This window comes from Pseudoxanthomonas sp. GM95, assembly GCF_900109775.1.
Classification (GTDB): domain Bacteria; phylum Pseudomonadota; class Gammaproteobacteria; order Xanthomonadales; family Xanthomonadaceae; genus Pseudoxanthomonas_A.
On sequence record NZ_FOAX01000002.1, the window covers coordinates 1,200,136 to 1,226,611 of the forward strand.

Annotated in this window: 23 protein-coding genes; 19 read left to right on the forward strand and 4 right to left on the reverse strand. The window is 66.3% G+C overall.

Annotated elements, in window-relative coordinates; all coding sequences use genetic code 11:
* Position 1 precedes the first annotated feature (1 nt).
* The 10 genes from BMZ17_RS13365 (at position 2) to BMZ17_RS13410 (ending at position 12,083) form a co-directional block, all read left to right on the forward strand.
* Positions 2-1,168, forward strand: coding sequence for a pyridoxal phosphate-dependent aminotransferase (locus tag BMZ17_RS13365; protein WP_217645797.1), 1,167 nt, complete (start codon positions 2-4; stop codon positions 1,166-1,168).
* Between the two features lie 159 nt (positions 1,169-1,327).
* Entirely contained in the window at positions 1,328-4,000 is a 2,673-nt protein-coding gene (locus BMZ17_RS13370; RefSeq protein ID WP_093139777.1) for a M1 family metallopeptidase, read from the forward strand.
* A 116-nt stretch (positions 4,001-4,116) separates the two neighbouring features.
* On the forward strand, positions 4,117-4,767 hold the full coding sequence (locus tag BMZ17_RS13375; RefSeq protein ID WP_217645798.1) for a transcriptional regulator: 651 nt from the start codon (positions 4,117-4,119) through the stop codon (positions 4,765-4,767).
* Complete coding sequence (locus tag BMZ17_RS13380; protein WP_093139044.1) at positions 4,751-5,161, forward strand: hypothetical protein; 411 nt, start codon at positions 4,751-4,753, stop codon at positions 5,159-5,161. Before BMZ17_RS13375 ends, BMZ17_RS13380 begins: the two co-directional genes overlap by 17 nt.
* Before the next feature lie 449 nt (positions 5,162-5,610).
* A complete protein-coding gene (locus tag BMZ17_RS13385; protein ID WP_093139045.1) occupies positions 5,611-7,068 on the forward strand; it encodes a glycoside hydrolase family 30 protein in 1,458 nt (485 codons plus the stop codon).
* Positions 7,069-7,230: 162 nt separating this feature from the next.
* Positions 7,231-8,901, forward strand: a complete 1,671-nt coding sequence (locus BMZ17_RS13390) for an FAD-dependent oxidoreductase (RefSeq protein WP_093139046.1) — start codon at positions 7,231-7,233, stop codon at positions 8,899-8,901.
* 9 nt (positions 8,902-8,910) lie between these two features.
* Positions 8,911-9,213: a UBP-type zinc finger domain-containing protein gene (locus BMZ17_RS13395; protein ID WP_093139047.1), complete on the forward strand. Its 303-nt coding sequence runs from the start codon at positions 8,911-8,913 to the stop codon at positions 9,211-9,213.
* 124 nt (positions 9,214-9,337) lie between these two features.
* The gene (locus BMZ17_RS13400) at positions 9,338-9,922 is read left to right on the forward strand and encodes a GIY-YIG nuclease family protein (RefSeq protein ID WP_093139048.1); all 585 of its coding nucleotides are present in this window, start codon (positions 9,338-9,340) and stop codon (positions 9,920-9,922) included.
* 108 nt (positions 9,923-10,030) lie between these two features.
* Entirely contained in the window at positions 10,031-11,461 is a 1,431-nt protein-coding gene (locus BMZ17_RS13405; RefSeq protein WP_093139049.1) for an MFS transporter, read from the forward strand.
* A 55-nt stretch (positions 11,462-11,516) separates the two neighbouring features.
* The gene (locus tag BMZ17_RS13410; RefSeq protein ID WP_217645799.1) at positions 11,517-12,083 is read left to right on the forward strand and encodes an HD domain-containing protein; all 567 of its coding nucleotides are present in this window, start codon (positions 11,517-11,519) and stop codon (positions 12,081-12,083) included.
* 45 nt (positions 12,084-12,128) lie between these two features.
* On the opposite strand, the gene BMZ17_RS13415 is transcribed toward BMZ17_RS13410, so the two are convergent.
* Both BMZ17_RS13415 and BMZ17_RS13420 read right to left on the reverse strand, forming a co-directional pair.
* Entirely contained in the window at positions 12,129-12,557 is a 429-nt protein-coding gene (locus BMZ17_RS13415) for a type II toxin-antitoxin system death-on-curing family toxin (RefSeq protein WP_093139050.1), read from the reverse strand.
* Between the two features lie 9 nt (positions 12,558-12,566).
* Complete coding sequence (locus BMZ17_RS13420) at positions 12,567-12,788, reverse strand: AbrB/MazE/SpoVT family DNA-binding domain-containing protein (protein ID WP_093139051.1); 222 nt, start codon at positions 12,786-12,788, stop codon at positions 12,567-12,569.
* Between the two features lie 136 nt (positions 12,789-12,924).
* On the opposite strand from BMZ17_RS13420, the gene lexA reads away from it, so the two are divergent.
* The 7 genes from lexA (at position 12,925) to BMZ17_RS21165 (ending at position 20,663) form a co-directional block, all read left to right on the forward strand.
* Positions 12,925-13,530, forward strand: a complete 606-nt coding sequence (lexA, locus tag BMZ17_RS13425; protein WP_093139052.1) for a transcriptional repressor LexA — start codon at positions 12,925-12,927, stop codon at positions 13,528-13,530.
* 4 nt (positions 13,531-13,534) lie between these two features.
* The gene (gene imuA, locus BMZ17_RS13430) at positions 13,535-14,185 is read left to right on the forward strand and encodes a translesion DNA synthesis-associated protein ImuA (protein WP_175485580.1); all 651 of its coding nucleotides are present in this window, start codon (positions 13,535-13,537) and stop codon (positions 14,183-14,185) included.
* A gap of 92 nt (positions 14,186-14,277) precedes the next feature.
* Entirely contained in the window at positions 14,278-15,708 is a 1,431-nt protein-coding gene (locus tag BMZ17_RS13435) for a Y-family DNA polymerase (protein ID WP_093139053.1), read from the forward strand.
* Positions 15,705-18,965 (forward strand): error-prone DNA polymerase, encoded by a 3,261-nt coding sequence (locus tag BMZ17_RS13440; protein ID WP_175485581.1) that lies wholly within the window; start codon positions 15,705-15,707, stop codon positions 18,963-18,965. The genes BMZ17_RS13435 and BMZ17_RS13440 overlap by 4 nt, the downstream gene beginning before the upstream one ends.
* A gap of 8 nt (positions 18,966-18,973) precedes the next feature.
* Complete coding sequence (locus BMZ17_RS13445; protein WP_093139795.1) at positions 18,974-19,546, forward strand: alpha-ketoglutarate-dependent dioxygenase AlkB; 573 nt, start codon at positions 18,974-18,976, stop codon at positions 19,544-19,546.
* A gap of 116 nt (positions 19,547-19,662) precedes the next feature.
* Positions 19,663-20,424 carry a restriction endonuclease gene (locus tag BMZ17_RS13450; RefSeq protein ID WP_093139054.1) on the forward strand — a complete coding sequence of 254 codons (762 nt, stop codon included), beginning with the start codon at positions 19,663-19,665 and terminating at the stop codon, positions 20,422-20,424.
* A gap of 80 nt (positions 20,425-20,504) precedes the next feature.
* A complete protein-coding gene (locus BMZ17_RS21165; protein ID WP_175485582.1) occupies positions 20,505-20,663 on the forward strand; it encodes a hypothetical protein in 159 nt (52 codons plus the stop codon).
* Between the two features lie 92 nt (positions 20,664-20,755).
* Here the strand turns inward: BMZ17_RS21165 and BMZ17_RS13455 are convergent, their stop codons facing one another.
* Positions 20,756-23,089 carry a GH92 family glycosyl hydrolase gene (locus BMZ17_RS13455; RefSeq protein ID WP_256371054.1) on the reverse strand — a complete coding sequence of 778 codons (2,334 nt, stop codon included), beginning with the start codon at positions 23,087-23,089 and terminating at the stop codon, positions 20,756-20,758.
* A gap of 436 nt (positions 23,090-23,525) precedes the next feature.
* Between BMZ17_RS13455 and BMZ17_RS13460 the strand changes: the two genes are divergently transcribed.
* Both BMZ17_RS13460 and BMZ17_RS13465 read left to right on the forward strand, forming a co-directional pair.
* Positions 23,526-24,038, forward strand: coding sequence for a DUF6496 domain-containing protein (locus tag BMZ17_RS13460; protein ID WP_093139056.1), 513 nt, complete (start codon positions 23,526-23,528; stop codon positions 24,036-24,038).
* Positions 24,039-24,064: 26 nt separating this feature from the next.
* On the forward strand, positions 24,065-24,274 hold the full coding sequence (locus tag BMZ17_RS13465; RefSeq protein ID WP_093139057.1) for a hypothetical protein: 210 nt from the start codon (positions 24,065-24,067) through the stop codon (positions 24,272-24,274).
* 109 nt (positions 24,275-24,383) lie between these two features.
* Here the strand turns inward: BMZ17_RS13465 and BMZ17_RS13470 are convergent, their stop codons facing one another.
* Positions 24,384-26,471 (reverse strand): catalase, encoded by a 2,088-nt coding sequence (locus BMZ17_RS13470; protein ID WP_093139058.1) that lies wholly within the window; start codon positions 26,469-26,471, stop codon positions 24,384-24,386.
* Between the last annotated feature and the right edge of the window lie 5 nt (positions 26,472-26,476).

Below are 26,476 nucleotides of genomic sequence, written 5' to 3' on the forward strand. Positions count from 1 at the left end.
CATGCATAACTCCCTCGGCATCCGTCCTTTGGTGGCGGACATGCCCGAATCGCAGATTCGCGAAGTGGCCAACGCCGGCATCGGCATCGAGGGCGTGCTGCCGTTCTGGTTCGGCGAGTCGGACATGCCGACCGCGCCGGAAGTGACGGCAGCGGCCACCGCGGCGCTGGCACGCGGCGAGACGTTCTACTCGCACAACCTGGGATTGCCTGAGTTGCGCCAAGCCATCGCCAGCTATGCCTCGGCGTTGCATGGCCCGATCGGTGCCGACCGGATTGCGGTGACGTCCTCGGGCGTGAGTGCGTTGATGATCGCCAACCAGCTGTTGCTGGAAGCCGGCGATGAGGTCGTGGCGATCACGCCGGTGTGGCCGAACCTGGTCTGGCAACCGCGCCTGCTCGGTGCGCGCGTGCGCGAGGTCAGCCTGTCGCCTGCGGCCGATGGCTGGCAGCTGGATCTGGACGAACTGCTCGCCGCGATCACGCCGGACACGCGCCTGCTGATCCTGAGTTCGCCCAACAACCCGACCGGCTGGACGCTGACGCGCGACGAGCAGCAGCGCATCCTCGATCACTGCCGCGGCACCGGCACGTGGATCCTGGCCGATGAGGTCTACGAGCGCCTGTACTACGTGCAGGGTGCGACGGCCGCGCCGAGTTTTCTCGATATTTCCCACGCCGACGACCGCTTGATCGCCGTGCAGAGCTTTTCCAAATCCTTCCTGATGACCGGCTGGCGATTGGGCTGGCTGGTCGTTCCGCCGGCGCTGCTGCGCCAGGCAGGCGTGGTCATCGAATACAACACCTCGTGCGCGCCGGTGTTCGTGCAGCGCGCCGGGATCGCGGCGATCGAGGCTTCGGCGACGGTTGCGCCGCTGGTCGCGCATTTCCGTCAGTGCCGCGACACGCTGGTGCAGGCGCTGGCGCCGTTGCCCGGGGTGGAGGTCGTGCCGGCCGATGGTGGCATGTACGTGTTGCTGCGCCTGGCCGGGCACACCGATGCGCTGGCCTTGGCGAAACAGCTGGTGGTCGAAGCCAAACTCGGCCTGGCGCCGGGTAGCGCATTCGGCACCGACGGTGAGGGTTGGCTTCGCTGGTGCTTCGCTTCGAAGGAATTGGCGCGGCTGGAAGAAGGCGCGGCGCGACTGCGGACTTTCCTGGAGCGCTGATGCGTTGGCCACCGGCCCCTGAATGAACGCCGGGCCGGGGCACGGTCTTTCTGACAGGCCTGACATGACTTCCGGCGGTGTCGGGCGCGGGTGGGGCAGGGGGATCATCGGGGTATGTACGGCGCGCGTTTCGCGCCGCTCCACTCTCGAAGGATGTCCATGCGTAAGACCCTGGTGACCGCAATTGCACTGGCTTTGGCCGGTGCCAGCCTGACCGCCGCCGCCCAGTCCGGCCCCGCCACGCCCGCTACGCCGGCCGCCACCAGCGCCGCGATGGTGACCACCCAGCTGCCGCGCACGGCCAAGCCGAGCCACTACACGGTCGAGGTCACCCCGCACGCCGACAAGATGACCTTCGACGGCAAGGTCAGCATCGACATCGAGGTGCTGGAATCGACCAACACCATCGTGCTGCAGGCCGCCAACCTGACCTTCGCCAACAGCACCGTGGCCGCGGCCAAGGGCAAGCCGATGGCCGCCAAGGTCACCGTCGATGCCGATGCACAGACCGCCAGCTTCGCGCTCGACAAGCCGCTCAAGCCCGGCAGGTACGTGCTGGCCACCGACTACAGCGGCATCATCAACACGCAGGCCAATGGGTTGTTTGCGCTGGATTACGCCACCGCCGATGGCCAGAAGCGCGCCCTCTACACGCAGTTCGAGAACTCCGACGCGCGCCGCTTCATCCCGTCTTGGGACGAGCCCAACTTCAAGGCCACCTTCGACCTGACCGTCAATGCGCCGGCCGATGAAATGGCCGTCAGCAACATGCCCATTGCCACGTCCAAGGACATCGGCGGCGGGCTGAAGAAGACGACCTTCCAGACCTCGCCCAAGATGTCGACCTACCTGCTGTTCTTCGGCCTGGGCGACTTCGAGCGCGCCACGACCAAGGCCGACAACGGCACCGAGATCGGTGTGATCGCGCAGAAGGGCAAGGTCGACCAGGCCAAGTTCGCGCTGGACGCCGGCCGCGACGTGCTGCACGAATACAACGACTACTTCGGCGTGGACTACCCGCTGCCCAAGCTGGACAACATCGCCGCGCCGGGCCAGAGCCAGTTCTTCAGCGCGATGGAAAACTGGGGCGCGATCTTCACCTTCGAATACTCGCTGCTGCTGGACCCGGCCGTGTCCAACGTCAACGACCAGCAGCGCGTATTCACCACCGCCGCGCATGAAATTGCGCACCAGTGGTTCGGCGACCTGGTGACCATGGCGTGGTGGGACGACCTGTGGCTCAACGAAGGCTTCGCCACCTGGATGGAAGGCCGCACCTCGCAGAAGCTGCATCCGGAGTGGGACATCGACAAGACCGATGCGGCCTACACCAGCCGCGGCGCGATGGGCCAGGATGCCTACGCCACCACCCATCCGGTGGTGCAGCACGTGGCCACGGTCGAACAGGCCAGCCAGGCCTTCGACGGCATCACCTACGGCAAGGGCTCGGCGGTGATCGGCATGCTGGAGGACTACGTCGGTTCGGACAACTGGCGCACCGGCGTGCGCAGCTACATCAAGGCGCACGCGCACGGCAACGCGGTCACCGACAACCTGTGGGCCGAGATCGACAAGGCTGCGCCTGGCAAGGACTTCACCCAGGTCGCGCATGACTTCACCCTGCAGCCGGGCATCCCGCTGATCAAGGCCAGCACCAGCTGCGCCGCTGGCACCACGACCGTCACCCTGGAGCAGGGCGAATACACCGTCGATCGCCCCGACAAGACGCCGCTGAAGTGGCACGTGCCGGTGGCCCTGCGCGGAAGCGATGGCAAGGACGTGCGCGTGCTGGTCGATGGCAAGGCCGAAGTGAAGCTGCCCGGCTGCGATGGCCCCGTGCTGGTCAATGCCGGCCAGAAAGGCTACTACCGCACGCTGTATGCGCCGGCGCAGTTCAAGACGCTCAGCGCCGGCTTCAACAAGCTGCCCGTCGTGGACCAGCTGGGCGTGATGATGGATGCCGGCGCGCTGGCCACTGTCGGCCTGCAGCCCGAGCGCGACATGCTGGACCTGACCACCAAGGTGCCGCTGGATGCCTCGCCGGACCTGTGGCGCATGGTGGCCGGCACGCTGGGCGGCTTCGACGACATGTTCGATGGCGATGCCAAGGAACAGGCCGCGTGGCGCAAGTACGCCATCGCGCGCCTGTCGCCCAAGTTCCAGCAGCTGGGCTGGGACAACCGCGCCGATGATTCGTCCACCACCAAGCAGCTGCGTTCCAGCCTGATCGCCGTGCTCAGCGCGATGGGCGATGACAAGGTGCTGGCCGAAGCCAAGCGTCGCTTCGCTGCCTTCCAGGCCGATCCCAAGTCGCTGTCGCCGGACCTGCGCCGCACCGTGCTGGGCATCGTCGCCCGCAACGCCGACGCCGCCACCTGGGACACGCTGCACGCGATGGCCAAGAAGGAAACCTCGTCGATGATCCGCGACCAGTATTACGGGCTGCTGGCTGGCGCCAAGGACGACGCGCTGGCGCAGAAGGCGCTGGCCATGGCGCTGACCGACGAACCCGGCGCCACCAACGCTGCCAGCATGATCGGCAGCGTCGCGCGCGAGCATCCGGACATGGCGTTCGACTTCGCCGTCGGCCACCGTGAGCAGGTCGACAAGCTGGTCGATTCCACCTCGCGCGCACGCTACTACCCGCGCCTGGGTGCCGGTTCGACCAAGCCGGAGATGATCGACAAGATCAAGGCCTACGCCGACCAGTACATCGCCCCGACCTCGCGCCGCGCCTCGGAAAGCGCGATGACCGGCATCAAGACCCGCATCAAGCTGCGCGCCGAACGCCTGCCGCAGATCAAGGCGTGGTTGAAGCAGCAGAAGGGCTGAGTTCGAAGCGATAGTGGTAACGCAAAAGGCCCCGCGAAAGCGGGGCCTTTTCATTCGCGGCCAGGGGAGTACTGTGTCGCTTGCAAATGCCCAATATGGGCATTAATGTGCCCAATATGGGTATCGAGAGCGACGAGACGAGTTCAGTGTCCGGGCAGATGAAATCTGCCGGCGCGGCAGGCGTGGGCATGGCCAATGCGTTGTTCACCCAGACTCAGCAACGCGTCCTTGGGTTGTTCTATGGTCAGTCACAGCGCGATTTCAGTGTCAGTGAGTTGATCGCCGCCACCGGCGCAGGCTCGGGCGCGGTCCAGCGGGAGCTGGCCAAGTTGGTCAACGCCGGCCTGCTCAGCGTTGTCCTCACGGGCAATCAGAAGCGCTACCAAGCCAATGTGCATGCTCCCATTCACCATGAGCTGCTGGGCATCGTGCAGAAGACCATCGGGCTGGCCGGGCCGATGGGCCAGGCACTGCAGCCCTTGGCTGGCGATATCGTGGCCGCCTTCGTCTATGGTTCGGTCGCCAAGCGTAGCGACACCGCAAGCAGCGACATCGACCTGATGGTGGTCTCTGACGCGCTCGGCTATGCGGATCTGATGCAGGCGCTGGATGGTGTGTCAACCAGGTTGGGCCGCCCGATTAATCCCACCCTGTACACGCGTCAGGACTATGCCAAACGCTTGCGCGACCAGAACGCCTTTCTACAACGCGTGTTGCAGCAACCCAAGATCTGGCTGATTGGAGGCATGGATGAACTCGCCACTTGAGAATCTGTCAGGGCCCGGCAAGGCCCTCGCGCCCGAGCCGCCCGATTCACGCGAGCTGGAAGGCCTCAAGCGCTCTGGTCTGGCCAGGCTGGAGGACGCAAAGAATGCATCGCTGGCACTGGAGAGTCGCTTTGACCTGGCTTACAACGCCGCCCATGCGCTCTGCCTGGCTGCGCTACGCAGCAAAGGCTATCGCGCCAGCAACCGCTACATCGTGTTCCAGGTGCTGCCCCACACCCTGGGCCTAGGTCCGGAGGTGTGGCGCGTGCTGGACAAGTGTCACCACCAGCGCAACGTGGCCGAGTACGAAGGCGAACTGGACGTGAGCGAACGGCTGGTACTGGATCTGATCGCGGCTTGCGATGCAGTGCGGGTGGCGTTGGAACTGAAGTAGTGAACCGCCTTTATTTCTCTTCACTACGTGCCGCGCTTCGCGCCCTCTCACTCGCTTGCGGGGGGGGGGGGGAGGGCAGGGTGAGGGGATGGCTGTTGAGGAGCTAACAAGAAAGAACGTTGCATCGTCTGCTGGCGCTGCTGGATGCCTGCCGCAGATCAAGGAGTGGTTGAAGCAGCAGAAGGGCTGAGTTCGAAGCAATTGTGGCAAAAGAAAGGCCGCGCGAAAGCGGGGCCTTTCTGCTGAAATTGGTCGGTATCGCTCGTGTTTGGAATTGCACCGCTTCGCCTACCCGCATCTGGGGCAGTAATTGGTGGAGACCGCTGAAGCTGACGCCTAGGTCAGCGTCTTAAGCCCTGGCCCGCAATAGGTCTTACGCCCTTGGTCCAAGCCGCTGTGGGGCGCGGAGCGGGTATCCTCGCGCCGACTACTTCGCCTGGGAGGGCGCGATGAAGCAGACCATTCTTTTGTCGGCGTTGGGCACGCTGCTGGCCGCGTCGAGCGTGCAGGCCGCTGAGGTCAGCACGGCGGCGTACACGCCTGCCGGCGGTGCGGTGACGGTGTACACCAGCGCGCAGGGCGCGCCCAAGCAGATGGTGCAGAGCCAGGTCGCGCCGCTGCAGGCCGGGCACAAGCTGACCGAGGTCGAGAACTCGATCTTCGTCAATCCGACCAAGCGCTTCCAGACGGTGATGGGCGTGGGCGGGGCGATCACCGATTCGGCCGCCGAAACCTACGCCAAGCTGAGCAAGGCCAAGCAGGCCGAATTCATGAAGGCCTATTACGACCCCAACGAAGGCATCGGCTACACCTGGGCGCGCACGACCATCCACAGTTCGGATTTTTCCAGCGCCAGCTACACCTACATCAAGGAAGGCGACAAGGACCTGAAGTCCTTCTCCGTCGCGCACGATCGCAAGTACCGCATCCCGATGATCAAGCAGGCGATCAAGGCTGCGGGCGGCACGCTGCCGATGTTCGCCAGCCCGTGGAGCGCGCCAGCCTTCATGAAGGACACCAAGACCATGCTCAAGGGCGGCCACCTGCTGCCGGAGTACGCCGATGCGTGGGCCAACTACTACACCAAGTTCATCGCGGCCTACGAGAAGGAAGGCATCCCGATCTGGGGCATCAGCATCCAGAACGAGCCGATGGCGATCCAGAAGTGGGAGTCGATGCAGTTCTCGGCCGAAGAGGAACGCGACTTCCTCAAGAACCACCTTGGCCCGACGATGGCCAAGGCGGGCTACAGCGACAAGAAGATCATCGTGTGGGACCACAACCGCGACATGATGGTCCATCGCGCCAACACGATCTTCGATGACCCGGAAGCGTCCAAGTACGCCTGGGGCATGGGCTTCCACTGGTACGAAACCTGGGCCGGTTTCGACCCGATGACCGACAACGTGGCCAACGTGGCGCGCGCGTATCCGGACAAGCCGCTGCTGCTGACCGAAGCCTCGATCGAGAAGTTCGACTTCGCCCGCATCCAGGACTGGGCAAACGGCGAGCGCTACGGCACCTCGATGATCCACGACTTCAATGGCGGCGCCGTCGCGTGGACCGACTGGAACATCCTGCTGGACGAGCAGGGCGGTCCCAACCACGTCGGCAACTACTGCTTCGCGCCGCTGCAGGCCGATACGCGCACCGGTGAGCTGCTTTACACACCGCCCTACTGGTACATCGGCCACTTCTCCAAGTTCATCCGCCCCGAAGCGCAGCGCGTCAGCGCCGCCAGCAGCCGCAGCAACCTGGCTACGACGTCCTTCCTCAACAAGGACAACAAGCTGGCCACGGTGGTGATGAACGCCAGCGACAAGGCGATCACCTACAACTACTACGTGGGCGAGGCGTCCACGCAGGTGGAGATCCCGGCGCACGCGATCCAGACGCTGGTGTATTGATCCCATCCGCAGTTGAAACCGGAAGCCCCGCAGTCGCGGGGCTTTTTGTTTTCGCGCCAGCACGGGGCTGCGCCGGTCGGCCGCACACGCGTGCAAGAGCCCATCACCGTGCGGTGGTAGAAAGGACGCTTGCGGCGGGCGCTGCCGCGTGGGAGGGCGTGCATGGCTTTGATCGATACGCGGCAGCACCAGATGTTTCCTGCGCTGGATGCGGCGCAGATGGCCACGGCGCGGCGCTTCGCCAGCGGGCCGGAGCGGGATTTCGCCGCGGGCGAAGTGGTGTTCGCGGTGGGCGATCATCCGGCGCCGGTGTGGCTGGTGCTGGCCGGCAGCATCGCGGTGTCGCGGCGCGACGGGCTGGGGCACGAACACGGCATCACCGAGCACGGCGTCGGCAGCTTCACTGGCGAGGTCAGCCAGCTGGCCGGGCGCAGTTCGCTGGCTGGCGGCATCGCCGGCGCGCAGGGTTGCACGGCAGTGCCGCTGGATGCGGTGCATTTGCGCGCCTTGATGATCGGCGCGGCCGAGCTGGGCGAAGTGGTGATGCGCGCGCTGATCCTGCGCCGCGTGGGCCTGATCGAAAGCGATGCGGTCGGCTCGGTGCTGGTCGGCCGGCCGGGCGAAACCCAGCTGGTGCGGCTACAGGGCTTCCTCACCCGCAACGGTTATCCCAACGCGCTGCTGGATGCGAGCCAGGACGAAGAAGGCCGTGCGCTGGTCGAGCGCCTGGGCATCCACGCCGACGAGCTGCCGCTGATGATCTGTCCCAACGGCACAGTGCTCAAACGCCCAACCAATGCTGCGGCCGCCAGTTGCCTCGGGATGACGCCTGACCTGGATCCGGCCGTTGTGCACGACGTCGTCGTGGTCGGCGCGGGACCGGCCGGCCTGGCCACGGCTGTGTACGCCGCGTCCGAAGGCCTGTCGGTGCTGGTGCTGGAGCAGCGCGCCATCGGCGGCCAGGCCGGCGCCTCATCGCGGATCGAGAACTACCTGGGCTTCCCCACCGGGATTTCCGGCCAGGCCTTGGCGGGGCGCGCCTACAACCAGGCGCTGAAGTTCGGCGTCGAGCTGGCGCTGCCGCTGGAGGTACAGACGCTACGCTGCGAGGCGACGGCGGAAGCCCCCCACGCACCGCTGCGGCTCACGTTGGATAACGGCCTCACCGTGCAGGCGCGCACCGTGGTGGTGGCCTCCGGCGCACGCTATCGCCGGCCGCAGGTGGAGCAGCTGGCCCGCTTCGAAGGCAGCGGCGTGTCGTACTGGGCCTCGCCGATCGAGGCGCGCATGTGCAGCGGCGAGGAGATCGCGCTGCTGGGCGGCGGCAATTCGGCTGGGCAGGCGGTGGTGTTCCTGGCGCCCAAGGTGAAGAAGCTGCACCTGGTGATCCGCGGGCGTGGCCTGGAAGCGTCGATGTCCAAATACCTGATCGATCGCATCAAGGCCTTGCCCAATGTCGAGCTGCACACCGGCACCGAGTTGCTGTCGTTGGAGGCGGACGACCAGGGCGCGCTGTGCGGGGCGACCTATCGCGACCGCGCCACCGGGGCCACGCACGCGTGCGAGCTGCGCCATCTGTTCCTCTTCATCGGCGCCGATCCGAATACCGACTGGCTCAAGGACTGCGTGACGCTGGATCCGGCGGGCTTCGTGGTGACCGGCGCCAATGGCGCTGCGCTGCTGGAAACCGATCGCGCCGGCGTGTTCGCCATCGGCGATGTGCGCGCCGGCTCGGTCAAACGCGTGGCCGCGGCGGTGGGCGAGGGGGCCGCCGTGGTCGCGCAGATCCACCAGTATTTGGCCACCATCGAGGCGCCCGTCGCCACCACCTGAGGAATCGCCATGTCGCGTTGCACGCATCTGGATGAAATCGTCGACGTCATGCCCAGCGCCAAGGGCTGCGAGGAGTGCCTGGCCATCGGCAGCCCATGGGTGCATCTGCGCCTGTGCCGGGTCTGCGGCCACGTGGGTTGCTGCGACAGCTCGCCGCATCGCCACGCGACTGCCCACTTCCACGCGACCGGCCATCCCATCATCGAAGGCTACGACCCGCCCGAAGGCTGGGGCTGGTGCTACGTGGACGACACCGAGGTGGAACTGCCCGACCAGACGCCGCAGCTGGGGCCGATTCCGCGTTACGTCTGAGGCGGTCCGGTCGTGATGAGGTGCGGGTGGTGCTGGCGATCCAGCGCAGCACGCGCGTCGCATCCGTCGCGACCAGCGGGGTGCATGCTGGGGACATGCCACGCCTTTCCGTTCTTGTGCCGCGATGACGACGGACGACCCGCCGGCCGTGTCGCTGGACGGTCGCTACTTCACCTACGTGTTTCCGTGCGCGTGGGAGGACTTCTGCAAGATCGGGTTCTCGCGCGATCCGCTGGTGCGCATCGGCCAGCTGCATCCGCGCTGGTATGAATTCTTCGACCTGCAGGCCGGCATGCTGGTGGAAGCCGACCGCGAGCGAGAAGCGCGCGACCTGGAACTTGCCCTGCGCCGCCCACTTCGCGCGCACCGTGCGCCGGCCCCAATGACTATCGCCGTGCGTGCCGGCGGCAAGACCGAATGGGTGCGCGGCGCCAACGCGGCGCTGGCCGAGGCCGTGCATGCGCTGGCGGCCCAAGGCCATCGCGTGCATCGCCTGGAAGACTGGTTGCGCGCTGCGCTGCTGGCGCGCAGCGATCGCTTGCACGACTGGGCCGAAGCCCAGCTAACGCTCGACGAGACGGACGGCCTGGCCGGCCAGACCCGCGTCCAGCAGCAACTGCGCGATGTGCTGGATGGCTATCGCGCGCTGGGCCTGGACCCGCAGCCGTTCCTGTCGCCACGCATCGCGCGCTGGTACGGTCGTGGGTGAGCGATGTGCCGGCTGGCGGGCCGAAGCAGTGCCGCCGCGGCGGGGAATCACATCGGCGCACGGCCACTTACGCGAAAATGGTGGCCTTCGCTGCTGTGTCACGGTCCGTTGAAACCCGAACGCCTGCTCCCGCTCATCGTCGCCACGGCCTTGTTCATCGAGAACATGGATTCGACCGCCATTGCGACCTCGCTGCCGGCCATCGCCGCGGATCTTTCCGTAGAGCCGGTGGAACTCAAGCTGGCGCTGACGACCTACCTGTTGGCGCTGGCGGTGTTCATCCCGATCAGCGGCTGGGTGGCGGACCGCTTCGGCGCCAAGCCGACCTTCATGACCGCCATCGGTGTGTTCCTGCTGGGCTCGCTGGGCTGCGCGGCATCGACCTCGCTGGAGTGGATGGTTGCCGCGCGGTTCCTGCAGGGCATGGGCGGGGCGATGATGGTGCCGGTCGGGCGCCTGGTGCTGTTGCGCAGCGTCGCCAAGGCCGAGCTGGTCCGTGCGTTGAGCTGGTTGACGATCCCCGCGCTGCTCGGCCCGATCCTCGGTCCGCTGCTGGGCGGCCTGATCACCACCTACAGCCACTGGCGCTTCATTTTCCTCATCAACCTGCCGATGGGCGCGCTGGGCATCTGGCTGGCTTGGAAATACATCCCGCTGCTCAAGGGCGAGGTCAAGCCGCTGGATTGGACCGGGTTCGTGCTGTCCGGCGCCGGGTTGGCGCTGTCGATGTTCGGCCTGGCCACGCTGGGCCGGCACATGGTCGGCACGTGGGTCGCACTGACCTGCGTGGCGGCGGGCGTGGCGATCCTGGTGGCCTACGTGCTGCATGCGCGCCGTCATCCGCATCCGCTGATCGATCTGGATCTGCTCAAGCTGCCGACCTATCGGATCGGGGTGATGGGCGGCTCGCTGTTCCGCATCGGCATCGGCGCGATCCCGTTCCTGCTGCCGCTGATGCTGCAGCTGGGCTTCGGCCTGAACCCGCTGGAATCGGGCGCGGTGACGTTCACCTCGGCTGCTGGCGCGATGTTCATGAAGACGCTGGCCGCGCGCATCCTCAAGCGTTTCGGCTTCCGCAAGGTGTTGGTGTTCAACGCGGTGGCAGCCTCGCTGATGCTGTGCACCTACGGGTTGTTCCGGCCCGACACGCCGTACCTGCTGATGGTGGGCATTTTGCTGGTGGGCGGCTGCTTCCGTTCGCTGCAGTTCACCAGCCTAAACGCGATCATCTATTCGGAAGTGGACCAGGCGCGCATGGGCCAGGCCACCAGCCTGGCGGCGATGGTGCAGCAGGTCTCGCTGGCGTTGGGCGTGACCCTGGGTGGCTATGCGTTGAGCGCGGCCAGCCTGGCGACCGGGCAGGCCACCGGCGCGCCGATCAACTTCACTTTCGCCTTCCTCACCATCGGCCTGGTCTCGGCCAGCTCGGTCTGGACGATGTGGAAGCTGGCGCCCGATGCCGGCGCCGAGATGGCCGGTCGTGCCAAGCCCGGCGAGGAAGTCCACGAACCCAAGGTGGTGGCGCGGCCGGGGACTTAAGGTCCCCGACGATCCGCTGGCCATCGCCGCTGCTTTCCCCTGATTGGAGAAGACGATGCACCAGCCCACCGACCTGCAACGCGTCATCGATGCCGTGGCCTTCGCCGCCGAGGCCCATCGCCACCAGCGCCGCAAGGACGTCGACGCTTCGCCCTACATCAACCATCCGCTCGCGCTGATGCGCATCCTGTTGCTGGAAGGCGGCGTGGACGATGCCGACGTGCTGTGCGCCGCGGCCCTGCACGATTACCTGGAAGACTGCTGCGGCCAGGCCGGGCAGCCTTCACTGGACGACGGTCGCGCACTGGTCGGCGAGCGGTTCGGCCCGCAGGTGCTGGCCTACGTGGACGCCGTCACCGATGACAAAACCCTGGAAAAAGCCGAGCGCAAACGCCAGCAGGTCGAGCACGCCGGGCACGCGCCCGACGGCGCCAAGCTGGTGAAGCTGGCCGACAAGATCGCCAACCTGCGCGACCTGGCCCAGTCGCCGCCGGCCGCGTGGGAGCCGGCGCGGCGGCGTGCGTACTTCGACTGGGCCGCGCAGGTGGTGGATCGGGTGCGCGGCGTGCATCCGCAGCTGGAAGTCGCCTTCGATGCGGCACTGGCGCAGCGGCCGGCCTAGCGCGGGTTGTTGCGTGGTGGCGCTGGTTGCCGGACCGCGTTCGGATCAGCGGCCGTAGGCGGTGGCGGGTTCGTGGACCTGCGTGCCGGGTTTGGGCATGAGGTGGGCGCGGAGCCAGTCGGCGAAGTCGGCTTCGCTCAGGGTGCCGTCGGCCAGACCCAGATAGACCGGATAAAGCGTCAGGTCATCGGCATCCAGTTCCGCATCGTTGAGCAGGATGAAGGTTTCGCACGCGACGGCTGCCGTGCGCTTGTTGCCATCGATGAAGGGATGGTTGCGCGCCAAGCCATACGCCAGGCTGGCGGCCAGCGCCGCCAGATCCGGCGGTGGATCGCCATAGGCAAATAGCTGATGCGGCCGCGCGAGGGCCGAGTCGAGCAGCGCATCGTCGCGCACACCGGTCCCGCCGCCATGTTCGGCAAGCTGGCGGTCGTGGATGGCCAGCACCAGTGGACGGCTGATCCAGGTGATCATCGCCGCAGCCTACTGCGCGAGCTTGTGGAGCAGGGTGCGCCGGTTACGCATCACCTGCTCAGCCACTTCCATCTGCTTGGCCAGCTCGGGGTCGAATACGGTCAGCTTGACCCCATCAGGCGTCTCCAGCGCGTACAGCTCATCGCCCTTGCCCAGCCGCAGCCGGGCCAGCAACTCCTTGGGCAGGATGACGCCAGCGGAATTGCCGATGGTGGTGATCTTGAGTTTCATGGCATTACCAAAATGGTTATAACAGACGTTATACGCCCAGCTTAAAGCGGTTCCCGCCACGGCGCAAAGCCGTCCAGCGGACGCGCGCGTCTGTATCTCGCCCTGTGCGACGCAGGGGGTGTACAAATGTACACCCATGAACACTTTGCCTCCCAAGCGCGCCGCGGTCCTGGCCTTCCTGCATGAGGAAGCGCTGCGCGGCCACACGCCCAGCCTGGCGGAAATCGCCGCGCAGTTCGGCTTTTCCTCGCGCAACGCCGCGCAGAAACACGTGCAGGCGTTGGCCGAAGCTGGGCTGATCAACCTGCAGCCCGGGCAGCGGCGCGGCATCCGCGTGCCGGGTGCGGATCGTCGGGCGGCGCTGCTGTCGCTGCCGGTACTGGGCCGGGTCGCTGCCGGCGTACCGATCGGGGCGGACATCGGTCTGGACGAACAGCTGCTGCTGGATGCAGGCGTGTTCTCGTTGCGGCCGGATTACCTGCTGAAGGTGCAGGGCGATTCGATGATCGACGACGGCATCCTCGATGGCGATCTGGTCGGCGTGCATCGCAGTGCCGAGGCGCGCGACGGGCAGATCGTGGTGGCGCGGGTCGAGGGCGAACTGACGATCAAGCGGCTGGAACGCGGCCCGCGCCAGATCCGCCTGCTGCCGCGCAATCCTGCGCACGCGCCGATCGTGGTGCCGGCCGGTGCGGACTTCGCTATCGAAGGTCTGTATTGCGGCCTGGTGCGGCGAGGCTGACGCGATGGCCGAAGTGCCACGTCGCGCGTTGTCGGTGGTGTCGTCTGCGGCGATGCCGCTGGACGATCTGCTGGCCGCGCGCACCGTGTGGCGGGCCGGGCGCGGAGGCGGCGTGCATCACGCCGGCGAGCCGACCGGCCATGCCGCGCTGGACGCCGTGCTGCCGACCGCGGGCTGGCCGCGCAAGGCGTTGACCGAGTTGCTGCTGCCGGCCGATGGCATCGGCGAGATCACGCTGCTGCTTCCCACGCTGGCGCGCATGACGGCCGCTGGCGGGCGCGTGGCGCTGGTCGCGCCGCCCTACATCCCTTACGCGCCGGCCTGGCAGGGCGGCGGCCTCGATCTGGCGCAGTTGGAAGTGATCGACGCCGCGCCGCGCGATGCGTTGTGGGCATTCGAGCAGTGCCTGCGCAGCGGATCGTGTGCTGCGGTACTTGGCTGGCCGCAGACGGCCGATGAGCGCGCTTTGCGTCGCCTGCAGGTGGCGGCCGACAGCGGCGACTGCTGTGGTTTTGCCTTGCGCGATGCGCGCCATGCGGTCAACGCTTCGCCGGCTGCACTGCGACTGGAATACCGCAGCGAGGAAGCCGCCTGGCGCGTGCGCAAATGCCGCGGCGGACAGGTGCCTGCGCAGCCGCTGCGGCTGGTGCATTGAGGTCCGCGCATGTCATTGCATCGTCCATTGCCGTGGAATCCGGCTTCCCGCACCGACGCTGACGCCGCACGCGCACTGCAGGCGGTGCACTGATGCTGTGGGCCTGCATCCTGCTGCCGCACCTGGCGATGGACACGGTGCTGCGGCGTCGCCCGGACGAAGAACGCGCTGCGCCGCTGGTCCTGGTCGAGGGCCCGGCGCAGCTGCGCCGCCTGCATTCGGTCAACGCCGCGGCCCTGCAGTCCGGTTTGAAATCCGGCATGCGCCTGTCCGCCGCGCATGCCTTGATGACCCAGGTGCGCACGGTCGATTTCGACGCGCAGGACGAAGCGCGCAGCCAGCGCTTCCTGGCCAACTGGGCGTATCGGCACAGCTCGCTGGTCAGCCAGCAATGGCCGCACGCGATCGTGCTGGAGGCGCGCGCGAGTTTCCGGTTGTTCGGGCCGTGGCCGCAGTTCGCCCAGCGCCTGCGCAATGAATTGAATGCGCTGGGCTTTCGCCATCGCCTTGCACTGGCACCCACGCCGCGCGCGGCCCACGTGCTGGCCGGGCTGGAAGACGGCCTGGCAATCGCCCGGATCGAACGCCTGCAGCAGGTGCTCGATGGCGTGTCGGTGCGGCGCGCGCAGTTGCCCGATGACAGCGGCGAGCGTCTGCACCGCATGGGCCTGCGCACGCTGGCGGCCTTGCGTGAACTGCCGCGCGATGCGGTACGGCGGCGCTTCGGCGTGGCGCTGCTCGATCACCTGGATCGCCTGTACGGGCAGGCCGACGATCCGCTCAGCTGGTATGCGCCGCCGGACCATTTCGATGCGCGCGTGGAAATGGGCTACGAGGTCGAGAACCACATGGCGTTGCTGTTTCCGTTGCGGCGCCTGATCGGCGACCTGTGCACCTATCTGTCGATCCGCGACGGTGGCGTGCAGCGCTTCGTGCTGCGGCTGGAACACGAGCAGGGCCACACCGATGTGGACGTGGGCCTGCTGGCGCCCGAGCGCGAACAGGCGATGTTGTTCGAACTGGCGCGCAACCGGCTGGAGCGTGTCTCGATCGATCGCCCCGTCGTGGGCGTGCGCCTGCTGGCGCGCCAGCTGCCGCCGTTCGTGCCCGCCGCGCGTGATCTGTTCGACACGCGCCCGCAACAGGCGGTGGATTGGCCGCAGCTGCGTGAGCGCTTGCGTGCGCGCCTGGGCGATGCATCGGTGTATCGCGTCGAACCGGCAGGCGATCCGCGCCCGGAACGCGCCTGGCGCCGCGCCATCGGCGATGCACCAGCACGTGGGATCGAAGCCGCGCCTGCACGGCCACCGCGCCCGACCTGGCTGTTGTCGCAGCCGCAGCCGCTGCACGGCACGCCGAAGATCATCTCCGGCCCCGAGCGCCTGGAAAGCGGCTGGTGGGACGACGGCGATGCACGCCGCGATTACTACGTGGTGGAAACCGCACGCGGCCAACGTGCCTGGGCATTCCAGCCGGCCGGCGTGCGTGATGCCGGCTGGATGCTGCACGGCTGGTTCGCATGAGTTGGGACGATGCCATCGACGGCGTGGACCGCGATACGCCCGGCGGCCGCATGCCGCGGGCCTGGCGCATGGCCCAGCGCCTGCAGCAGGCGGCCAACGACGATGTGCTGCATGGCGAGGAAGACGACGGCCTGCCGGCTTACGCCGAGCTGCATTGCCTGTCGGATTTTTCGTTCCTGCGCGGCGCCTCCGATGCCGAAGCGCTGTTCGAACGCGCCCGCCATTGTCGCTATTGGGCACTGGCGATCACCGACGAATGTTCGCTGGCCGGCATCGTGCGCGGCTGGGAAGGGGCGAAAGCCACCGGCGTCAAGCTGATCGTCGGCAGCGAGTTCGCGTTGGTGGACGGCACCCGTTTCGTGTTGCTGGTGGAAACGCGCGATGGTTACACGCAGCTGTGTGCGCTGATCACCACCGCACGTCGCGCCGCGACCAAGGGCCACTACACGCTGACGCGTGCGGACGTGGAAGCACAGTTCCGCGATGCATCGCCGGAACTCTTCGCGCTGTGGCTACCGGGCGGCGTGCCGCAGCCTGAGGAAGGGCAATGGATGCAGCAGGTGTTCGGCGAACGCGCCTACCTGGCCGTGGAGCTGCATCGGGAGTGCGACGATGCGGCGCGCCTGGCATCGCTGCTAACGCTGGCCCGCCAACTGCGCATGACGCCGCTGGCCAGCGGGGACGTGCACATGGCCAATCGCCGCGACCGCGCGCTGCAGGACACGGTCACCGCCATCCGCCATACCGTGCCGCTGGCCGAGGCCGGTGCGGTCCTGTTCCGCAATGGCGAGCGCCACCTGCGCTCGCGCCGCGCGCTGGGCAACATCTATCCAGCGGCGTTGCTGCAGGCGGCGGTGGAGGTGGCGCAGCGCTGCAGCGGCTTCGATCTCAAGCGTGACGTGAAATACGACTATCCAGCCGAGTTGGTGCCGGCGGGGCATACCGCGACGAGTTATCTGCGTGAGCTGACCGAGGCTGGACTGAAATGGCGGTACCCAGAGGGAGTATCAGACAAGGTCCGCGCGCTAGTGGAGAAAGAGCTGGCGCTGGTCGAATTCAAAGGGTACGAAGCATTCTTTCTGACCGTACAGGATGTGGTGCACTTTGCACGGTCAAAAAAAATCCTATGCCAAGGCCGCGGTTCATCAGCCAACTCTGTGGTCTGTTTTGCGCTGGGCATCACTGCTGTCAATCCTGACGAAACCCGCCTGCTGATCGCGCGCTTTCTGTCCGAAACACGCAACGAACCGCCCGATATCGATGTGGATTTCGAACACGAAAGGCGCGAAGAGGTCATTCAATACGTCTACGGAAAGTATGGACGGCATCGTGCGGCCTTGGCTGCGACGGTGATTTCCTATCGTGGCAAGAGCGCGGTGCGCGACGTGGCCAAAGCATTCGGTTTGCCGCCGGACCAGATTTCGTTATTGGCCAACTGCTTTGGCTGGGGCAATGGCGAGACGCCGATGGAGCAGCGATTGGAGGAAGCCGGGTTCGATACGGCCAATCCGTTGATCATGAAGATCCTGGCCATCACGTCACTGCTTGAGGGAAAGCCGCGACATCTTTCCCAGCACGTTGGCGGCTTCGTGATCGCAGAACAAACACTTTCGACCGTAGTGCCAATCGAAAACGCGGCCATGGCCGACCGCACCATCATCCAGTGGGAGAAAGACGATCTGGAAACGATGGGTATGCTCAAGGTGGATTGCCTGGCGTTGGGCATGTTGACCTGTATCCGCAAGACCTTGGATCTGATTCGCGTGCATCGTGGGCGAGATTACGAGATCGCGACGATCCCGCCAGAAGACCAGTCGACCTACGGAATGATCCAAGCGGCCGACACTGTCGGTGTGTTTCAGATCGAATCGCGGGCACAGATGGCGATGCTGCCGCGACTCAAACCAGCGCGGTTCTATGACCTAGTGATCGAGGTGGCCATCGTGCGGCCCGGCCCGATCCAAGGCGACATGGTCCACCCATATTTGCGGCGTCGCCAAGGGCTTGAGCCTGTGGAATATCCGTCAGAGGAAGTCAAAGACATCTTGAAAGACACGCTCGGCATTCCACTGTTCCAGGAGCAGGTGATGGAACTGATGATGCATGCGGCCGAGTACACCGACAGCGAAGCTGACAACCTGCGCCGCTCGATGGCGGCCTGGAAGCGTGGCGGCGACATGGAGTCGCATCGCACCCGCATCCGTGAGCGCATGGAGGCACGAGGCTATGCCTCGGCTTTCATCGACCAGATCTTCGAGCAGATCAAGGGCTTCGGCTCGTACGGTTTCCCGCAGAGCCACGCGGCCTCGTTCGCCAAACTGGTCTACGCCAGCTGCTGGTTGAAGCGACACGAGCCGGCGGCGTTCGCCTGCGGGCTGCTCAACGCGCAGCCGATGGGGTTCTATTCGCCCAGCCAACTTGTGCAGGACGCGCGCCGGGGGCGGGGCGGGCGCAAGTCGGTCACGGTGCTGCCCGTCGATGTGATGCGCAGCGACTGGGACAACACGCTGGTCGGTGGATGTCCGTGGCGCAGCGAGGAAGACGAGGGCGAGCAGCCGGACATCCGCCTGGGCTTTCGCCAGATCGCAGGCCTCTCCGAAAAAATCGGTGAGGCCATCATGGCCGCGCGCAGGCGCCGCCCCTTTTCCAGCGTCGAAGACCTGAGCCTGCGCGCCGGTCTGGACGAAAAAGCCCGCACCGCGCTGGCCGAAGCCGGCGCACTGCAATCGCTGGTCGGCAATCGCAATGCCGCGCGCTGGGCCGTGGCGGGCATTGAACGCCAGCGACCGTTGCTGCCAGGCAGCCCGGAAGAGCAGCCCATCGCACTGCCTGCGCCGCGCATCGGCGAGGACATCACCGCCGATTACCGTAGCGTCGGCCTGAGCCTGGAGGCGCATCCGATGGCGCTGCTGCGTCCGCAGATGCGTGCGCAGCGGATTCTGGGACTACGCGATCTCCAAAGCCGTCCCAGCGGCAGCGGCGTGCATGTGGCGGGCCTGGTCACCCAGCGCCAGCGTCCGGCCACGGCCAAGGGCACCATCTTCGTCACGCTGGAAGACGAGCACGGCATGATCAACGTGATCGTGTGGTCGCACCTGGCGATGCGCCGCCGACGCGCCCTGCTGGAGTCGCGCCTGCTGGCGGTTCGCGGGCGCTGGGAGCGCGTGGATGGTGTCGAGCACCTCATCGCCGGCGACCTGCGCGACATGAGCGCGCTGCTGGGCGAACTGTCGCTGCCATCGCGGGATTTCCATTGAACGCCACGATGGGGGACCTGTTCGCGCCGACGCCGATCACGGTGTTCGACGATGCCGAAGGCGGCATGCGCTATTGGCCCGATGTGGTCGATCCCGCGACGGCGTCGCGTTGGTTCGACACTTTGCGCGATCACGCCGACTGGAAGCACGAACGCCGGCCGATGTACGACCGCATCGTCGATGTGCCGCGCCTGCGCGCGCACTATGCGCTGGATGAGCTGCCCACATCGCTGCCGCTGTCCGAGATGCTGGCCGTGGTGCAGGGCAGGGTGCCGGCGCCGTACACCGGCGTGGGGTTGAACTTCTATCGCGATGGTCGCGACAGCGTGGCGATGCACCACGACAAGCTGCACATGCTGCAACCGGGCCAGCCGATCGCGCTGTTGTCGCTGGGTGGCACGCGACGCATGCACATCCGCGCGATGCACGGCACGCGCCGCATCTGGACGCTGGACCTGGCGCCGGGCAGCCTGTTGGTGATGAGTCATGCCAGCCAGCTCACCCACGAGCACGGCATTCCCAAGACCACGCGCCCGGTGTCGCCGCGGGTGAGTGTGGTATTCCGCGCACGGCCGGATTGAGACAGCAGTCGGAGTTCGGTGACGCGGTGCAACACCGCGCTTGTCGCGGCGGCCGCGCTCCAGTACATCACCTTCAAGTTCTCTGATCAGGGGACCTGGAGAACAGGGGCTTCACCATGCAGCGCTTCACTTCCACCAGCCGGCGCCATGCCGGTGCCAACGGCGTGCAGACGACCGCTGCCGAACGGCTGGCCGCAATCTACCGCGCGCGGAAGTTCGAGGTGCAGGCGCTGGCGTTGCCCGATGACGCACGCGCCAATCTGCCCGACGCCATCCTGATGCTGCACCAGGGACGCGACCACGTGCTGGTCCATGCCTACGCGCGCGTGCATGGTCCGCTCCCGCAGGGCGCGGTGCGGCAGCTGGCAATGGATGCGTTTGAGGCCGGTGCCACGCGCAGCGTGCTCATCGGCGCGGCTGGCTTCACCGTCGCGGCCTACCAGGCGGCGCTGCACCACAACCAGCTGGCGCTGGTGGAAGAACACGACTTGAGCCTTTCACTGGAGGCCGCCGCACCTGCCGTCCAGCCGCTGCCTGTCGAAGTGCCCGTGCTGTCGCTGCGCGAGGCCACGCGCCCGGCCTGGCCGCTGCGCGCGGTGATCGGCCTGGGTGGCATGGCGATGGCCGTGACGATGCTGTTCGTCACGATGCCGGTCCTGCAGCGGCCAGTGATGGGCTTGTTGCGCCCGGCGGCCACGCCGGGCGCGGCGTTCGCCCAGGCCGCGATCGAGCCGTGGCGTGGGCCGTCCAGTGCGCGCTCTGGCGAACTAGAACTGCAGGCGGCGATCGAATCCGGCTCCCCGTCGCGCCAGGCTGCCGTCGTCACGGCCGCAGGCCTGCCGGCCAACTTCAACCAGGCCCTCGCGCCGCATCTTTGAAGCTGGCTTCACGCCGTGCTGGCGCGGTCATGACACCGCGCGGCGCAGCCTGTGCGCTTCCGATGCGAACAGGTGCGCCCATGCCGACCCATCCAACCGACCCGATCCCGCCCTCCGACATGGACCCGCGCGCCGCCGAGCCCATGCCCGAGCAGGCGCCTGCACAACACGACGGCCAGGAGGAAGCCGATTCCGCGGTTGAAGATCCGCTTGCGCAGGCGCATCCGCACAGCAGATAAGCAACGCCACGCGTACGACGAGCAAGCACTAAAACAGCGAAGGGCTGGTCCTGCGACCAGCCCTTCGGCGTTTTTTCACGTGTTGATGTCGATCAGTTGGCCGACATCGAATACGGCAGCTTGGTCAGGTCTGTCGCCCATTCCTTGTTCGGCTGCGCCTGCATGGTGAAGTGCAGTTCGCCGCCGGCCATGATCTCTTCATGGGTGATGTAGGCACGGTCCAGCGGCTTGCCGTCCAGCGTGACCTTGCCGATGTAGGTGTGTTTGGCGTCCAGCGCGTCGGCCACGACCGTGAAGCGCTTGCCGTTGGGCAGGTTGAGCGTGGCCTTGGGCAGGAACGGCCGGCCGATCACATACTGGTTGCTGCCCGGCGTCACCGGGTAGAAGCCCAGCGTGCTGAACACGTACCAGGCCGACATCTGGCCCAGGTCGTCGTTGCCGGCCAGGCCATCGGGCGCGTCCTTGTACTGCGTGTCCATGATCTGCTTCAGGCGCTGCTGCGTGCGCCAGGGCTGGCCGGCGTAGGCGTACAGGTAGGAGACGTGGTGGCCCGGCTCGTTGCCGTGCGCATACCAGCCGATCAGGCCGGTGATGTCTTCCATGTGCTCGAAAATCTTCGGATCCACCTTCGCGTCGAAGGCCTCGTCCAGCTTGCCCAGCAGCTTGTCCGCGCCGCCGTGCGCCTGGATCAGGCCAGCCACGTCCTGCGGCACGTACCACGAGTACTGCCAGGCGTTGCCTTCGGTGTAGTCGGTGCCGTAGCCGCTGGCGGTCGGATCGAAGGGCTCGCGGAAGGCGCCATCACGCTTGCGCGCGCGCATGAAGCCGGTGGACGGATCGAAGGCGTGCTTCCAGTTGCCGGCACGCTTGTCGAACTCGCCGGCGATCTTCGCATCGCCCATGTCCTTGGCCACCTGCGAAATCGTCCAGTCATCGAACGCGTATTCCAGCGTCTTGGACGCGGCTTCGCCTTCTTCGTCGATCGGCACGTAGCCCAGCTCGCGATACTGCGCGATGCCGTCGTACGGGCCGTAGTCGGCGCTGGCGACCATCGCGTCTAGGGCTTCCTTGGTGTCGTAGCCGCGGATGCCCTTCATGTAGGCATCGGCGATCACCGGCACGGCGTGGTAGCCGATCATGCACCACGTCTCCAGCCCGTTGAACGCCCACACCGGCAGGATGCCGTACGGGCTTTCGCGACGTGAGGCCAGCAGCGAGTTGACGATGTCGTTGGTGTGCTCCGGCGGCTGCACCAGGGTCAGCAGCGGATGCAGGGCGCGGTAGGTGTCCCACAGCGAGAAGGTGGAATAGTTGGTCCAACCCTTGGCCTGGTGCACGGCGTTGTCCGGGCCGCGATAGCGGCCATCGACGTCCATGAACAAGGTCGGCCCCAGGAAGGTGTGGTACAGCGCGGTGTAGAACTGGGTGCGCTGGGTTTGGCTGCCCTTGGCCTCGACCGCGGCCAGTGCGGTGGCCCACTTTTCTTTGGCCGCTTCGCGGGCGCCGTCGAAATCCCAGGCCGGGGCTTCGGCTTCCAGGTTGGCAATGGCGTTGTCTTCGCTGACCGGCGAGATCGCCATCTTCACCAGCACCTGGCCACCCGCATCGCCGAAGTCGAAGTTGCCCACCAGCTGGCGGCCCTCGATCTGCGCGCGCTTGGTCGGGTCCTTGTCACCGGGCGTGGCGAAGCCCTTGTAGATCACGTCCTTCTCGGTGTCGTTGAGCGACTGGCCGGTGATCGGCTTGGAGAAGTGCATGGCGAAATACAGCTGCCGGCCCGGTGCCCAGCCGCGCGTTTCGCGGAAACCGGTGACCGTGCCGTCCGGGCGCACGCGCACGCGCGACCACAGCACCTTGCCCGGGTAGTCGTACATGCTGGTGCGCATGTCCAAGATCACGTGCGCCGGCTTGCCTTTCGGGAAGGTGTAGCGATGCAGGCCAACACGCGCGGTGGCGGTCAGCTCGGCGCGCACGCCGGAGTCGGCCAGCGTCACCGCGTAATAGCCGGGCTTGGCCGTTTCGGTCGCGTGGTCGAAGCGCGAGGTGAAGCCGCTGCCCGGCTTGTCGATCTCGCCACGCTCCAGCTTGACCTCGCCGGTGGTCGGCATTATCAGGAAATCGCCCAGGTCCGAATGGCCCGAGCCGGAGAAATGCGTGTGCGAGAACCCGACGATCGTGTTGTCGCTGTAGCGATAGCCCGCGGCCCAGCCGTAGCCATCCTTGCGCGACTTGATCTGCGTATCGGGCGAAAGCTGGACCATGCCGAAGGGCAGGGTGGCGCCGGGGAAGGTGTGGCCTTCGCCGCCGCTGCCGATAAAGGGATCGACCGCGTCGAAGGCCTGCTGCTGCGCGGCGGTCAGGCCAGTCGCGGCCTGGGCCAGCGTCGGCGCCGCGACCAGGCAGCCGAGCAAACCTAAAACGTTCAAAATTTGGCGCCCGGCAATGCCGGATAACTGCTGATGCCGCATGCCCGTGGTCCCCGGTTGTGATGGCGGACACGGACCGTATCACGCAGCGGCCGGCTGTTTCGCGTGTCTGGAGCCGACCTGTGACGAAGGTCGTGACCTAAAATTTTTAAGTGCGCTGGGCGATACGGCCTCGTCCTGCGCTCACGCGGGGGTGCTGCATCGCAACCTGTTCGCCTTGCATCACCGACGCTGGTGGCGGCATGACATGCCTGCATCAAGGTCGTCATGCCACGTGCGGCATGTGGCGTGACGCGCGTGCGGCGTCTTGCTAGGCGTGTTCGCGCCTGTTCGGTCGTTAACGAGGCATGCCGGCCGGCTGCTGCAGTCGAGACAGCAGGTTTACCGAAGGGCTGCTACATCTCGAGGTGTTCGGATCCACCGTGGGAGCACACACATGCCCGAAGCCCGCACCCGCAAGGCTGTCGCCCGCGACAAGCGGCAAGGCAAATCCGCCAGCACGCAGGCCGGCGAGTACGTTCGTGAAGAAATCGACCACGTCCGCGACGGCAAGCACGCCGTCAAAAGCACCAAGCAGGCCATTGCCATCGGACTTTCCAAGGCCCGTCGGGACGGAGTTGACGCCAAACCTGCGAAGACGGCATCCAAGGCGGTGAAGAAGAAGGCCGCGCAAGACAGCAAGGCTGCAAAGAAGGGGGGCGTCGCAAAAAAGGCGTCGCCTCCACGTGCAGCCGCTGCCAAGAAAGCGCTCAAGACGGCGAGCAGGAAGACCACCGCCAAGAAGACCGTCGGTCAGCAGGCGCTGTCCACGCAGGCCAAGCGCGCCGCAGGCAAGCGGACCGCGAGCAGCCGGTCGGCAGCTGCCAAACAAGCGGCCAGCACCAAAGGCCCCACCGTGCGCAAAGCGGCCGCCAGGAAAGCCGCGCGCACCCGCAAGCACAACGCCTAAGCGGTCAGATGCCGCAGGAGATTGCAATGACGAGCCAGCACGACAAACATGCAGAAGACACATCGCCCGAAGCGCCTGTTCCGCCGCACAACGTGATCGAGCAGGCGCGCATGCCGAATGGGCAGGCGCCGAACCGGGGCGAGCAGACCGGCAAGCGGACCAACGACGAGCGCAACGATGCCAACATGCAGCCTGCTTCGACCGACGGCATGCCGCATCCCCCGCGTGGCCAATAGGCCGAAGACGTGCGAATAACGGGATTCAGACTGCGGATTGGAGCGCCGCACGATACAAGAAGGCCGCGGATTTCCGCGGCCTTCTTGTATCGGTAGGACTAGCTCAGCGTCAGGCGAGCATGCGCAGCTTGGGTTCGCGCGCCCATTGCCGGGTCTTGGCTGCAGTGATGAACGCCTTGGCGTCGGCCGCATCGACGATACCCGCGTCCTTGCCAACGTTGCCGGCCTTGAGCAATGGCTGCGCGCCCGCATCGCTGGCGATGGCCTTCAGGTGCGCCCAGGCATTGCTGACGAAATCGATCGCGGCCGCATCCTTGGCCAGGCGCTTGCCGGCTTCGGCATCGAGAATCACCGCCACCGCATCGAACACGAACGACGGCGTGCCGGCCAGCTGACCATCGGCGGCCAGCCTTTTTCCATCGGAGAGCTGCACGCCCAGCTTGGGCGCCACGAGCTTGCAGCTTGCACCGGCTGCGGTGGCGGCCTTCTGCAAGGCCTTGACCGTTGCGGCATCGGAGCCGTCGTGGACCAGGATGCCAACGGTGCGACCTTTCAGCGTGTCCTTCATCTTGCCGATGAGCTGCAGGGCGGGCGAGGGCGGCATGTCCTGTGCCTCCACGGCGGCTGGCGGCGCGGGCGGCAATCCGTCCATGCCCAGGCCATCGGCGACGCGCTGGGCCAGGTCGCCATCGACGTGGCGTAGCTGGCCGACCACGGCTTCGCGCACGTGCGGCGTTTCGACCTTGGACAGCTCGAAGACCAGTGCCGAGGCCATGTGCGCCTGCTCTGGTTTGCTCTGGCTGCGATAGAACAACCGTGCCTGGGTGTAGTGGTCGGCGAAGCTTTCCGCGCGCACGCGACCTTTGACGCCATCGTCGGCCGTGGCATGGCTGCGGAAGCCCGTCGGGGTTTCGCGGGGACTGTCGTCCTGCAACGAGGAAGGCTCGTACGCCACCCGACCCTTCGGGATCTGGGTCTGCATGTGGCCGTCGCGCTGGTTGTTGGCGAACGGGCACTTGGGCGCGTTCACCGGAATCTGGTGGAAGTTGGCCGAGCCCAGGCGCGAAAGCTGTGTGTCCAGGTACGAGAACAACCGGCCCTGCAGCAGCGGATCGTTGGAAAAGTCGATGCCGGGCACGATGTTGGCCGGGCAGTAGGCGACCTGTTCGGTCTCGGCGAAGAAATTGTCCGGCCAGCGGTCCAGCACCATGCGGCCGACGATCTGCAGCGGTACCAGTTCTTCCGGGATCAGCTTGGTCGGATCCAGGTGATCGAACGGGAACGCCTCGGCCTCCTGTTCGGTGAACAGCTGCACGCCCAGTTCCCACTCGGGGAAGTTGCCGGCGGTGATGGCTTCGAACAGGTCGCGCCGTTGGAAATCCGGATCGGCGCCGGCCAGCTTGACTGCCTCGTCCCACACGGTGGACTGCAGGCCAAGCTTGGGTCGCCAGTGGAATTTGACGAACGTGCTTTCGCCCTTCGCGTTGAGCAGGCGGAAGCTGTGGATGCCGAAACCTTCGATCATGCGCAGCGAGCGCGGGATCGCGCGGTCGCTCATCGCCCACATGATCATGTGGGTCGCCTCGGGCGTCAGCGAGATGTAGTCCCAGAAGGTGTCATGTGCACTGGCTGCCTGCGGAAAGCCGCGGTCCGGCTCCATCTTCACCGCATGGATCAGGTCGGGGAACTTGATCGCATCTTGGATGAAGAACACCGGGATGTTGTTGCCCACCAGATCCCAGTTGCCTTCCTTGGTATAGAACTTCACCGCGAAGCCGCGCACATCGCGCGGGGTATCGACCGAGCCGGCGCCGCCGGCCACGGTGGAGAAGCGGGTGAACAGCGGCGTCTTCTCGCCGACCTCGGTCAGGATCTTGGCGGTGGTGTATCGGGAGAGCGACTTGGTCAGTTCGAAGTAGCCATGTGCGCCTGTGCCGCGGGCATGGACGATGCGTTCGGGGATGCGCTCGTGATCGAAATGCATGATCTTTTCGCGCAGCACGAAATCTTCCAGCAGCGTCGGCCCGCGTGGACCTGCGCGCAGCGAGTTCTGGTTGTCGCTGACCGGGATGCCCTGGTTGGTGGTCAGGGGCGGATGCGTGCCGCCCGCTTGCTGATGAAGTTCATCGCCCTGGCCACGGAGGTCGGCGGTTCTGGCGGCGGGGGCAGAGCGTGTGGCGGATTTGCGGGCGGCCATGGCAA

Bases quoted from the DNA above. Each gene is read 5' to 3' on its own strand.
- BMZ17_RS13365 (WP_217645797.1), top strand. From the start codon at position 2: ATGCATAACTCCCTCGGCATCCGTCCTTTGGTGGCGGACATGCCCGAA.
- BMZ17_RS13370 (WP_093139777.1), top strand. From the start codon at position 1,328: ATGCGTAAGACCCTGGTGACCGCAATTGCACTGGCTTTGGCCGGTGCC.
- BMZ17_RS13375 (WP_217645798.1), top strand. From the start codon at position 4,117: ATGGGTATCGAGAGCGACGAGACGAGTTCAGTGTCCGGGCAGATGAAA.
- BMZ17_RS13380 (WP_093139044.1), top strand. From the start codon at position 4,751: ATGAACTCGCCACTTGAGAATCTGTCAGGGCCCGGCAAGGCCCTCGCG.
- BMZ17_RS13385 (WP_093139045.1), top strand. From the start codon at position 5,611: ATGAAGCAGACCATTCTTTTGTCGGCGTTGGGCACGCTGCTGGCCGCG.
- BMZ17_RS13390 (WP_093139046.1), top strand. From the start codon at position 7,231: ATGGCTTTGATCGATACGCGGCAGCACCAGATGTTTCCTGCGCTGGAT.
- BMZ17_RS13395 (WP_093139047.1), top strand. From the start codon at position 8,911: ATGTCGCGTTGCACGCATCTGGATGAAATCGTCGACGTCATGCCCAGC.
- BMZ17_RS13400 (WP_093139048.1), top strand. From the start codon at position 9,338: ATGACGACGGACGACCCGCCGGCCGTGTCGCTGGACGGTCGCTACTTC.
- BMZ17_RS13410 (WP_217645799.1), top strand. From the start codon at position 11,517: ATGCACCAGCCCACCGACCTGCAACGCGTCATCGATGCCGTGGCCTTC.
- BMZ17_RS13415 (WP_093139050.1), bottom strand. From the start codon at position 12,557: ATGATCACCTGGATCAGCCGTCCACTGGTGCTGGCCATCCACGACCGC.
- BMZ17_RS13420 (WP_093139051.1), bottom strand. From the start codon at position 12,788: ATGAAACTCAAGATCACCACCATCGGCAATTCCGCTGGCGTCATCCTG.
- lexA (WP_093139052.1), top strand. From the start codon at position 12,925: ATGAACACTTTGCCTCCCAAGCGCGCCGCGGTCCTGGCCTTCCTGCAT.
- imuA (WP_175485580.1), top strand. From the start codon at position 13,535: ATGGCCGAAGTGCCACGTCGCGCGTTGTCGGTGGTGTCGTCTGCGGCG.
- BMZ17_RS13435 (WP_093139053.1), top strand. From the start codon at position 14,278: ATGCTGTGGGCCTGCATCCTGCTGCCGCACCTGGCGATGGACACGGTG.
- BMZ17_RS13440 (WP_175485581.1), top strand. From the start codon at position 15,705: ATGAGTTGGGACGATGCCATCGACGGCGTGGACCGCGATACGCCCGGC.
- BMZ17_RS13445 (WP_093139795.1), top strand. From the start codon at position 18,974: ATGGGGGACCTGTTCGCGCCGACGCCGATCACGGTGTTCGACGATGCC.
- BMZ17_RS13450 (WP_093139054.1), top strand. From the start codon at position 19,663: ATGCAGCGCTTCACTTCCACCAGCCGGCGCCATGCCGGTGCCAACGGC.
- BMZ17_RS21165 (WP_175485582.1), top strand. From the start codon at position 20,505: ATGCCGACCCATCCAACCGACCCGATCCCGCCCTCCGACATGGACCCG.
- BMZ17_RS13460 (WP_093139056.1), top strand. From the start codon at position 23,526: ATGCCCGAAGCCCGCACCCGCAAGGCTGTCGCCCGCGACAAGCGGCAA.
- BMZ17_RS13465 (WP_093139057.1), top strand. From the start codon at position 24,065: ATGACGAGCCAGCACGACAAACATGCAGAAGACACATCGCCCGAAGCG.
- BMZ17_RS13470 (WP_093139058.1), bottom strand. From the start codon at position 26,471: ATGGCCGCCCGCAAATCCGCCACACGCTCTGCCCCCGCCGCCAGAACC.